The following is an 11,531-nucleotide window of genomic DNA, read 5'->3' as shown; positions in this document are numbered from 1 at the left end:
ACACAAGACGGGTGAGCAGATACCAATAATGCTGGATGCTTCTGGTATGCCAGTAGTTTTACCTAATGAGTTTATCCTTGCCAGACGATCCCTTAGTACCAATACATTGGTTCGGAATCTGAGAGAGTTGTCAGTGCTTTATCGTTGGTTGGATAAATCAAATTGTGACCTATCTGCGAAATTATTGGCTCAAAACTCATTCAACGAAGCGGAATTAAAAGGTAGTTTGGTCGAAGCGTTAAGAATTGATCAGGTCAATGGAAAGATAAGTACTGTAGCACCGAACACCTTCAATCAACGGTTAACAACTATCCGACAATTTCTTAGTTGGTGCATGGACGTACTAATAAGTCAGTTACCCTTGTCTTCCTTGAATTATGAGCGCTTGAGGGAGAGAAAGTCATTTTTACTAAAAACGCTAGATGATAGCTTTATGTCTGCCACACCAATAAGAACAAGCCTTCGTAAAGGACTAAATGAGGCTGAAGTTGATTTTCTCCTTGAGATATTGCGTCCCGATGGCGAGCAAGGTTTTGGACGAGATTCTGCTGTAAAGTTCAGAAATTATATATCTGTGGGGTTGATGCTATTTTGTGGTTTAAGACCGGGAGAGCTGCTTAGTCTCAGAGTGGAGGATGTCGAAATTGGTGCGATTTCAGCGATAAAAATTGAGCGTAGATCGCCAGACCCACTGGATTTAAGACGACCCAGACCTCAAATAAAACGTAATGGTCGAGTGATTCCGATTGAGAATAGGCAGTTTGCATTTTCTTTGAATGAGTACATTGTTACTTGGCGCGAAATGCTTGAAAGTAAAAGCCAAAACGAATCAGACTATTTAATCTTGAGTGATGAGGGTGTGCCTTTGTCGCAATCCTCAATTACACAGTTTTTTCAGTTGTTGCGCTCGCAATACGCTGACTATCTTCCTGATAACTTAACGGCCAAGTCTCTCAGGCATACATTTTCATCCCGGCTTGAGAGAGTGTTGCGTGTATCAGGAATGGATGAACAGCGCAGAAGAGAAGCGCTAGCCTTGCTGCGTGGCGATAGTAGTTTGGATTCACAAGATATTTACATAGCCCAAGAAGTGGAAGAGCAGGCGATCAAGTCATTGAAGCGGTACCAGGCTGAAATTATGTCAGAGAGGTAGCCTTAGTGAAGACAAGATTATCGAAACCACAGGCTGTCTGGCAGTCTTGGCCTGAGGTCGAGAGGCTAATTACCCGTGAAGGAAAGGAAGTCGATATATCCGGAGATACTTGGAGGTTACCGTATTCTTCGCGGGATAATTCAACCCTGATTTTCAAAAAGATAATTAACTCCGAAATAAGAGAAGCACTCAAGGACCATGTTGCTGATCGGCTAAAACGAGTATCAACCCATGCGGGCTATGCAGCATATCAGGATGTCTGGAGGGAAGTTCTTCGACATTGGGGACACCCGGTATCTAAAGTTGATACGGAGTCGCATCTAATAGACCTTTTTGAATCCGCTATCAATCGTGCTCGGTCACGAAAAAAGTTGTGGTCAATGTATAGACCGATTCAGTGGTATATCTGGAGCGCGGACAACAATCCAGAATATGGATTTTCCGAAATTTATGCACAAGAACTTGAGTCTCTAGAGCTACCAGGAAATCCGAAAGGTGAAGCTGTTCGGATGGAAGATCCCGAAAGTGGTCCCCTGCACAAGTCTCTTGAGTTACCTCTCTTAATTAATGCCCTCAAATTGGATGAGGTGCAATCATTAGAGTATTTGCAGCAGAAAGTTGTCGTTGCCTTATCCGTAGCGTTTGGGCGCAACCCGGCTAACCTAATATTTCTACGAGAGTCTGATTTTGAGCAGTTAGCTCCCGGAGGTGCGGACCCATGCTACATCATTCGCATGCCGAGGATTAAAAAGCGATTTGTGAACCCAAGAGACGATCTTTTGGATGAATATCTCGACCCACATTTTGGTTCTATGATTGAGCAGCTGATCGAAATCAGTAAGTTGGTGCCGTTGAGCTATGCGGATAGGGCCTTTGCTAATCCGGAAGAGCGACCATTGCTAATTAACAGGAATGGAAATAAAGCGGCCATTTTATCCAAAGACGTTGATAACGCATTTAACCTGACAAGTAGCGATATATCACGTTTACTCAATGCGTTCGTAAAACGCCACAATATTATCTCTCCGCGTACTGGCGAATTAATACGAGTAACGCCAAGGCGGCTGCGCTATACCTTGGCAACAGGTTTGGCTGCCGAAGGAATCAGTAAGCGTGAGCTGGCCAGAATACTGGATCATACTGATACCCAGCATGTGAATGTCTATTTTGAGATAGCCGGCAGAATAGTTGAACACCTCGATAAAGCCACGGCGAAAGGATTCTCGAAATACCTCAATTTCTTCAAAGGTAAACTGATCGAAGCTGATGAAGATGCTGTCAATGGTGAGCGAGATGACAAGCACCTGACTTTTGTAGATGAGCAAAATCCCGCAGATCAATCTGATATTGGAGTATGTGGTGAATCCAGCGTCTGCCACCTTGATCCGCCTTACTCATGCTATTTGTGCCCCAAATTTCAGCCTTATCGGCATGCTGACCATGAGCATGTATTGGAATGTCTGCTGGCTGGTCGCGAAGAGCGTTTAAAAAAGTACGAGAATGCCCGGCTTGGCATACAGCTGGATGAGGTGATCGCGGCGGTCGCTCAAGTGGCTATGCTCTGTGAAGAAGGGGGGTACAATGTCTGATGGTCGCTCTAATCGTAAGGCCAAGGTAATCCCTTTCATTGATAGACTTGAGCGTGACAGGAAGGCAAACCTCCGGGCATTAGTCAGTAAAGCAAAGCTAATGAGGCCGGAAGGGTTCGAGTCGGTTGTTTGGGATGACCCTGTGTGGCAAGTCAATGCTGGCCGCTTGGTCAAGCTCACAGGCAAAAACTCGAAAACAGCATCGCTTGCTTTTTTAATTTCTCCAAAGCTTGGCTCTGATCCTTTGAGTGATAGCTGGGAGACGATTGCTAAGGCATTATTTGTTCTCCGATTTCACAGGAAACATCAATCAGCTCCCAATCAGCGTAATTTCATTACAGCCATTGGGTATGTCTCATATTCTGCTAAACAGTTGGGGCAGGATCTGGCTAGGCTCACAGCAGAAGCACTGGATAATGCATGTGAATTAATTTCAACACATTACAGCGAAGCTACTGCCTATAACCTTCACAAGCATGTTGCAGAGTTCGGTGCGCACTGTGATGCGAATGGTTTATGTAGGGTTTTATTGCATTACAAATACGTCAAGATGAAGCGTCCAACTAGCACGGGAGGACTCAATCATAAAAGGTTGGATGATCCTGAAGTTCTGGAAACGAAATCGGACAAACTTGTCGAGCCTGCTGTGTTTCGAGTTATCGGCGAGCTTTATTTAAATGTTCCCAAAGATCATAAATACCGATTCTATATTCTGATGTTGGCTCTGTTTACTTGTACTGGGCGTCGATTCAGTGAAGTTTCATTGATGCCCAATCAACAACTGTCTTTTGATGATAAGGGTAATGCCTATATTGAATATTTTCCGAGAAAAGCCAGCCGAGGTGATACGTTCACGCCAAAGCGTAGGCTCTACTTGCCTACAGAAGTGATCTCGATCGTCGGTGACGTGCTTGTTGAGTTGGCAGACATCACTGAACAGGCGCGTTCAACAGCGAAAGAAATGTACGAGGTCGGTGGGCCAGACTTGAGGTTTTTGGCTACCATGCCTGAAGATAAAAGACTATATGCTGCTGATTTAACAGAAATGGGTATAAGTCATTCGGTGCTGGTTTCTACGGGTTGGCTCAGGAAGAAAAACCTTGCTTGGCTAGATCGTGGTGCCTTGACCAAGCAGGGGGGGAAGCCTGGCAACCCCATTTACTACACCGATAAAGCGGGTATGAAAAAATATTGTTTTCGTGATTTCTCCGACGCATTCCTATCAGTCTTGCACACTGATCAGTTTGGCAAAGAATACTATTTAAAAGATCTTTTATTCATCCGTACGCTCGGGCTTTCCAGTGGAACCTACGCCCACTGGCTGGCGACAAGCTGTAGTCAGTCAATGTTCACCACCTTCCTCCGCTATTTCCCTGCTCTTGCAGCGGAATACGCATCCAGCAGTATCGAGGTAGACTTCACCAGTCACCACTTCCGTCACACGCTCAATACCCTGCTTGACGAGGGCGGGTTAAGTGATCTGCTGCAAACTGAATGGTTTGGTCGAACAAACCCAAGAGACACCAAAGCATATCAGCATACATCCCGTGAAAAACGAACGCTGATGCTTCGTGAAGACATCAAAAAAGGCTTGGTTGGGGGCCAGTTAGCTGAGCAAATCAAAGTGGTTCCGGTGGAAGTCCAGGATGCCATTCTCAAAGCACGAATTCAGGCTGTGCATGATGTAGGTACGGGTATCTGCATTCACAATTTCTCTCAAACACCCTGCGAACGACATTTGCAGTGTTCGGCGGACTGCAAAGACTACGTGTGGGCAAAAGACGATAAAGGCCGACTGGACGAGCAGAAGCGCCAATATGCCCTTACCGCACTAGCACGAAAAAATGCTGAAAAGCAGCTGAGTAGCAATAAGCCGAAAAAGAGCGCTGACTGGCTGGTTCACAACGATAAAAAACTCAAAACGCTGGCTGCACAACTGGCTGATAACGGGGTGGAGCACTTCGACCCCGAGCAATATTTAAACGAGGTAGAGCATGGTTAAGCGCTTCAGACGTATGTCCGGCAGTGACATCAATATAATCGTTGCCGATCTAGATCGTTGGGCGTTGGGCGAGCTTGGCTCAAAACTCACGTGGGCTGTACTGGAAGAACGCTTTGGCTTTAGCCGTCAGTCGCTCCAGGCCAAATCTGAGATCAAAGCAGCTTATGACAACGCCAAACGAGCACTGTCGGGCGGTATGGTGAAAACCAAAGAGCAGGCAACTAAAGAAGCGGAAAAGCTTCAGGTACAGGTGGATCGCCTTAAGGCAGAGCTGGAGTCCTACAAGCTCAAAGAAGATCAATGGCTGCGCCGCTGGCAGCAAATTGCCTTTCACGTGCGGCAGAAAGGTATACAGATGGCCAGTGTGGATAAAGCCCCGCCAGAAGGGGCTGGTCTGCCCTCTAATACTGAAACTGCGAAAATCCTCCGGTCGTTTGACAAAGAAATTCCACCTTCAGGGAGAATATAAGATGAGTTTAGAAATAAAGAAACAAAGCAACCCGTTTTCTACTGGTGGTGGTGGAGTTAATTTCGAAACAAGAGTTCAAGCAGCTTTCGCACTATCCTTATTGACTAAATCTTGTGTTCCTTGTTTGAGTAACTATATGAGGGCTAAAGAATTAAAGTTTCAGAACAAGTATGATGGTGTAAATACTGATGATTTTGTATTGATTGCTACTGATAAATCAAGTAATGAGAGTAAGGTTTTTGCTCAGATTAAGCATGAAATAACTATTAGTAGCTCAACAAATTCAGTGTTTGCTGAAGTTATAAATAGTGCTTGGGCTGACTTTAAAAGTGTGGGTTTCGATGCAGAAAGAGATTCTATCGCGTTAATAACAGGAAATTTAGCCAAGATTGATGTTAACAATACTTTGCCTTTACTTGAATGGGCTAAGTTTTCATCGAGCTCAGCGGACTTTGTAAAGAAATCTAAAACCAAAGGATTCACCAGTAAAGCAAAACTAGAAAGGTTAGAAATATTTAGAGATCAACTTACTTATGCTAACAATGGAGTGGCTATCTCAGAAGATGAATTATGGTCATTCTTAAAATCGTTTCAGATATTACCTTTTGACTTAGACGCAGAACATTCAATCGTAGCAAACTTACTTTGTTCATTGATTCAGTGTTACTCAGACGAATTACCTTTTCTAGTCTTAGCTAGACTTGTTACCTGCGTTCAAAGTTTCAATCAGAATGCGGGAGTTTTAACTCAAAATAATATACCAGAAGACGTTAAGGTTTTATTTAGGAAGTCAAGTGACATACCTTTCGAGAATGACTTGATAAAGTTTTACGAACGAAGTCAGCATATTTTTGACGGTATATCGACAACTATAAATGCATTTCATGTTGATAGGGCGGAACAATTGTCAGCAATATCTAACTGTTACATGGATAGTGAATTTGTATTTGTTACCGGCGAAAGAGGGGCTGGAAAATCAGGCGTTGTTAAAGACTTTATCGCAACAAAAAATATAGATGTTCCAGTCTTTTACTTAAGAGCTGAAGATTTAGATAAAAATCATTTAAATGAAGTCTTCACTTCCATGGGAATTACCTCTTCCCTGGGAGAAATTGAAAGTCATTTCTCATTGCTTCAAGAAAAGGTGCTCGTAATAGAGTCCCTAGAAAAAGTGTTAGAACTAAATTTTCCAAATACTTTTGTTGAGCTATTGCAGTACATAAAAAAACAGTCAGGTTGGACTATTATTGCTACAGGCCGAGATTATGCTTATCAACAACTCGCGTTTAATTTCCTACAGCCTTGCTCTATAAAATTTAGCAGCGTGAATATTGAAGGGCTTGAAGATAGTCAAGTCGAGCAAGTTTGCGAGCATATTCCGGAGCTAAAATCTCTAGTATCTAATAACTCCTTAGTAGAATTACTAAGAATACCGTTTTTTATTGAGATTGCTGTAAGAGCCATAAAAAATGGCGCTCAATTTGGGACTGGAGATACTGAGGAAGACTTTAGGGATACAGTGTGGCGGACTGTCGTTGCAAAAGAAGCTGATAGAAAGTCAGGGATGCCAGATAGAAGAAGAGCAACCTTTATTCAAATAGCAATAGAGCGAGCTAAAAAGATGCTTTTTGGTGTCAGAGCAAGCGGTTTTGACCCGGAAGTAATCGCAAAGTTGGAAGAAGATCATTTGATCTACAGAGATCAAAAATCATCTAGTGTAAGTCCTATGCATGACGTTTTAGAAGATTGGGCTTTAGAGGAGTTCATCGATAGAGAGTATTTTGATAATTCTCATAATGTTGCGAGCTTTTTGTTAAATATAGGAAATGAACCGGCGATAAGTAGGGCATTTAGATTATGGTTGTATAGGAAACTAAAATTTGATGATACGACTAATGAATTCGTAGAAGATTTATTATCTTCGGAATATATAGAGAGCTATTGGAAGGACGAGGCTATTTCTGCAATTATGCAGCATAACTCCCCTGGAATATTTCTCAATTCACTTAAGCGCCAGCTTCTTAAAGATGATTGTGCTCTTTTGACCCGGTTTTGTTTTATTCTCAGAATAACGTGTCAAAGACCAATATCTCTATACAACGGGCTACTGGTAAAAGATAAAAAATCGGGATTGCTAAAATCTCTCTTTCTACAACCATATGGAGAAGGTTGGGAAGCACTATTCCATTTTGTTTATGAGGAAAAAGATAATTTGAGTAACTCTGTGCTTACTCAAATTATTGAATTGATAGATGAGTGGACTGGTCTCGTTAATATATATGATGAATTGCCAAAAGCGTCTGAAAAGGTAGGTTTTTTAAGTTTATGGTTTCTTGAAAAGGTTAAAGATTCATATCGCGGCGAGGGACAAAGAAAAAAAATATTAAATGCTTTATTAAAAGTTTCAACAGTCATTAAAGATGATTTTGATGAATTGATGAAACAGGACGTTTTTATCTCCAAGATAAAGCCTAGACGATTAAATTATGTTGATGAACTGAGTCGTCTAGCCCTTATAGGTTTCAATGTTCCTATGTTGTGTAAGCATTATCCTGACTTCGTAGTTAAACTTTCAATGCATGAGTGGCTGTTGGAAAAAGCCGAAGAGGATGAGTATGGCTACGGTTCATATCGAGTAGACGTAGAAGAATCATTTGGGCTCGATACAGAACGAGATTTTTTTCCTGCAAGCGGCGCCAAAGGCCCTTTCAAGTATCTTCTTCAATTTAAGCCAAGGCTAGGCTTAGACTTCATTATTAGACTATGTAATTTGACGGCACAAAAGTATTCAGAATCGGAATTTGCTAAACCTCAAGATAATGAAGAAGACACTATTTACGCCTACGAAACAGTAGCTAAACAAGTCGACATAACTCTCAATGATGACACAGTAGTGAAACAGTATGCGTCTCCTCACCTTTGGAAGGGCTATAGAGGAAAGTCTACGTTACCTTACTTATTACAGTGTGCTCTTATGGCATTAGAGAACTGGTTAGTTGAGTACGTTGACAACAGTGGCGAGAATAATGAAATAGATTGGATTTTTGATTATATTCTTCGCTCTAGTAATTCAGTAATGCCTACATCTGTTTTATCTTCTGTGGCAACAGGCTTCCCTAATAAAGTAGGAAAATCCGCCTTCCCCTTACTTAAAACAGCGGCTTTATACCATTTGGATTTGATTCGAATGACACAAGAAATGGGCGGAAATGAAATGCATTTCTTTGGTCTTGATAGGGATGTATTGTCGAAAATATACATTGAAGAGAGAAGAGAAGCTGCACTTAGACCGTGGAGAAAAGAGTCATTAGAAACTTTATTAACAAGACTTCAGTTTGTAGATGCGCTAAGGGATGAAGCTTTAAAAATTGTCGATGAATTGAAAAGTGAAGCAACTGCTAGTAATGAAAAAAAACTTCGTTATATGGTACATCGAGTTGATACAAGAACTTGGGAAGTAGTTGAAGACAAAGAAAATGATCGAATATTGCTTCAAAGCTCATCAGAGCTTCCAGAAGATCTAAAGCAAGATCAGCAAGAGTTTAATGAAAAACATGCAATTGATAATACCGTAACTAGTTTAAATTTATGGGGGAGGAAACTATTCGAAGATAAATTACTTGAAGAAAAATACTTTCCTTCATATCAGGATGCGCTAATAGCTGCTAAGGGGGTGCTCAACGCCCTCCAAAAAGGCGAAGTTCACAACTTTGCCGATATGGCAATTGGTACAATAACAACTGTTGCTGCGGTTTGTGTTCGCGATGCTCTTTTAGACTTGAGTGATGAAGATCAAGAGTGGTGCTTGGGAATTATCCTAGAGTCAATATTTATGCATGCAGGCAATATGAATGGGACAACAGCACATGATAAGACTGATTATTATGGCTCTGGAGCGTGTGCTTTTGTCTTACCTAAGTTATTTGATTTAGATCTCGATTCAGAACAAATAGAACATTTGAAGTTTGCTTTAGCTACAGCGTTAACACATGAGAATCTTAATGTTAGTGCTTATGCTGCTAAGGGGGTAAGGGAATTTCTTTGGTCTAGAGACGCTGAATTAGCCTCTCGTTGTATAGGTGGAATAGTTGAGTATGCCAGAATCCGAAGCGAAGATAGTGAGGCACGTAGATTTTATCATTTACAAGGTGATGAATTGCAAGTCGCTCTCGAAAAATGGAATGGTCTTTTAACAACTTTTCGCAAAGATTTGGTTGATGGAAAGTTTAAACTCTCAGTTAACGATATTTCTTTGGAAAGCCACTGCTCGTGGTTTCTTCATCTACCTATATTAATGGTTCCGTACTGTTCTACGGATGAGATGCAGATTCAGTTGGTTAATAAGTTAGTGGGTTTTGTATTTGATTCTGAATATCAAAACTATCGTTCAAATGGTGATGAAAAAATAAATCATGAAATAAAAAAACAGATGCAAGATTGTCTTTCTGAACATGTTGTTTATTCAAGAAATAATAATTTCATACCCTTTAAAGATTTGTTGGTATTAGGATGTTCACAAGCCCCTAGCTTCATTTATTTGTTAACACTCTCATATCACGTCGCTGTAGAAAAGGAAGGTGATTATGATGCTATATGGGCACTTTGGAGTTTGTTAGCACCAGAAGCACACAAGATAGCTTTGAATGATGTTAATGATCATTATACTGGTTTGCAAAATGATTTAAATCGGCTACTACGTGGAATGATGTATGCGGATTGTTCTTGGCAAGGGCATGAAAATGAAGAAAAAGATATGGAACGAGGTGCTGAATATTTGCTCGGTTTTGCAAGGCAATCTGCACATAATAGCCATGTGTTTGAAGCCTTATCCTCGTTGATTTATAATTTCTACAACGTATTCTTTGACGAAGGTATTCTGATTTTAGCTGAGCATTACAGTGCCAATCGACATATTATAGCGAAGCAAGTGAATACAGCATTCTATATAGAAATGGTAGTTGGAAGATTTTTGCAGATAGAAAATCGCGGAACTCTTAGTAGAAGAATGTACGATATATGTCTGCGTCTCTTAACAGGAATTGTAGAAACTGGCTCTGCTAGAGCTTATTACTTACGTGAGGAATTGATTCGTTCTCGAAAGATTTCCGCTTAAAGAATGAACGATGACAACTTTTTACAAAAGATGATGAATAAGCTGAGTATGAAGAGACTATTCTTCAATTTTTTATTAATGTGTAGCTACCCCAAACAGCAATACCTTATCCTCGGGAGGTAATCTCTCAGGGGCTCCTCCATAACCACAGGAGATAGGCATGGCCAACTGGGTATTCTAAGTTCTGGTCGGCATTTTGTTGATTAGGTGCTATCGCTGAAAAGTGTCAAGATGCTATCTTTACGCTTAGCGGCTAACACCCCCATAGTTCTTACCCAAATCGTTAACAATATTTGGTTTTAACTTGATAAATTTGGCTTTCGTTACGATAAAAGTAAATGTTTTTAATGGGTTGAGTGGATTTTTGCATGCTTTATGTGAACTGCCATTTTAAGGCTAGTTTTAAATATCTGGTTAGTTTTAAACGTCAAATTAGTTTTAAACGTCAAATTAGTCTTAAACGTCCGCGCCACGGATGGCGCGGTTCTAGCACCTAGGGATGCTATTTTTATGCAGGAAAAACGGCGTCTTTACTTATTGCCGGTTCTCTCCGTGGTAGGCGCTTTGTCATCAACCTCGTTATTTCTATTTTAGATAAAAAACTTCATTTCAGATAAAAAACTTTATTCCAGATAAAAGACTTCGCGCAGAGCCTGGCTCACTGGGCTGTTATCCGGGTGACTTGGCATGACATCAGCCATGTGTTGCCACCAGCGTTGGCACTCGGGGGTTTGAGCCACCGCATTCCAGCGTTCTTCTGATTCAATTTCGACAACGCCAAACAGTAAATTGCGAGTCTCATCGAGGAAAATCGAATAGTGGTGAGCGCCATGCGCTTTCAGTACACTCTCCAGCTCCGGCCAGATTGGCGTGTGCCGTCGCTGATATTCAGCATGGGCATCCGGATTCACTGTCATAACAAACGCTTTGCGTATCATCATATTCCCTCCCTTAAAGTGCCTGTAAGTACAGTGTGCGAATTTGTTCCCGATCTGCAGAACGTGGGTTACAAGGAGCACAAGGGTCAGCCAACGCTTTATCTAACCAACCTTCAATATCACTTTCCTCAATACCTAAGGCGGAGAACCCAGCAGGAATACCAACTTGCAGCGATAACTGACGAATAGCCGTTATCGCCTGATTGTAAGTATCCCAGCTTTAGTTCCACACACTTTTTGAGATTTCCGGTTTCTCAGCCATCAGCC

At 41.5% G+C, this 11,531-nt stretch carries 6 protein-coding genes and 1 pseudogene; 5 read left to right on the top strand and 2 right to left on the bottom strand.

Features of this window, described 5'->3' with window-relative positions; translation table 11 throughout:
- The 5 genes from AC971_RS20725 to AC971_RS20705 all read left to right on the top strand — a co-directional run.
- Nucleotides 1-1,153, top strand: a 1,153-nt coding sequence (locus tag AC971_RS20725) for a tyrosine-type recombinase/integrase (RefSeq protein ID WP_231573043.1), incomplete at its 5' end; no start/stop codon positions are given.
- Nucleotides 1,154-1,158: 5 nt separating this feature from the next.
- Nucleotides 1,159-2,742: a tyrosine-type recombinase/integrase gene (locus AC971_RS20720; protein ID WP_025382321.1), complete on the top strand. Its 1,584-nt coding sequence runs from the start codon at nt 1,159-1,161 to the stop codon at nt 2,740-2,742.
- A complete protein-coding gene (locus AC971_RS20715; protein WP_025382322.1) occupies nt 2,735-4,744 on the top strand; it encodes an integrase in 2,010 nt (669 codons plus the stop codon). Before AC971_RS20720 ends, AC971_RS20715 begins: the two co-directional genes overlap by 8 nt.
- Nucleotides 4,737-5,213, top strand: a complete 477-nt coding sequence (locus tag AC971_RS20710; protein WP_025382323.1) for a hypothetical protein — start codon at nt 4,737-4,739, stop codon at nt 5,211-5,213. The genes AC971_RS20715 and AC971_RS20710 overlap by 8 nt, the downstream gene beginning before the upstream one ends.
- Nucleotide 5,214: 1 nt before the next feature.
- Nucleotides 5,215-10,326, top strand: coding sequence for a hypothetical protein (locus tag AC971_RS20705; RefSeq protein ID WP_025382324.1), 5,112 nt, complete (start codon nt 5,215-5,217; stop codon nt 10,324-10,326).
- Nucleotides 10,327-10,949: 623 nt separating this feature from the next.
- On the opposite strand, the gene rhaM is transcribed toward AC971_RS20705, so the two are convergent.
- Together rhaM and AC971_RS23645 are read right to left on the bottom strand one after the other, a co-directional pair.
- The gene (rhaM, locus tag AC971_RS20700) at nt 10,950-11,264 is read right to left on the bottom strand and encodes an L-rhamnose mutarotase (RefSeq protein WP_025382325.1); all 315 of its coding nucleotides are present in this window, start codon (nt 11,262-11,264) and stop codon (nt 10,950-10,952) included.
- 13 nt (nt 11,265-11,277) lie between these two features.
- A pseudogene (locus AC971_RS23645) lies at nt 11,278-11,466 on the bottom strand (hypothetical protein); the annotation flags it as partial.
- Nucleotides 11,467-11,531 lie beyond the last annotated feature (65 nt).

Source organism: Yersinia similis, assembly GCF_001053095.1.
Taxonomy (GTDB): domain Bacteria; phylum Pseudomonadota; class Gammaproteobacteria; order Enterobacterales; family Enterobacteriaceae; genus Yersinia; species Yersinia similis.
This window is presented reverse-complemented; position numbering and strand designations above follow the sequence as displayed.